Genomic DNA, 236 nt, shown 5'->3' with positions numbered 1-236 from the left:
CGGTGGGCGTGCACAATGCCAGCGCGCTGATCCGCCAGGACGACGTCATCGTGATTGATGGCGACAACGGCATCGTCATCGTCGACCCGAGCGAGGCCATCCTCGAGGAATACCGTCACCGCCGCAGCGAGGGCGAACTGCAGAAGAAGCGCCTCGAGCGCCTGCGCCACACGCCTACCGTCACGCTCGACGGCACGCAGATCGACCTGCTCGCCAACATCGAGATGCCGGAGGAC

The 236-nt window shown here is 65.7% G+C and carries 1 protein-coding gene; it reads left to right on the top strand.

The features are described from left to right. A partial coding sequence (locus ACVA58_RS28705) for a hypothetical protein (protein ID WP_446513626.1) occupies nucleotides 1-236 on the top strand: 236 nt, incomplete at both ends.

The sequence above is a fragment of the Photobacterium sp. DNB22_13_2 genome (assembly GCF_052873915.1).
This window is presented reverse-complemented; position numbering and strand designations above follow the sequence as displayed.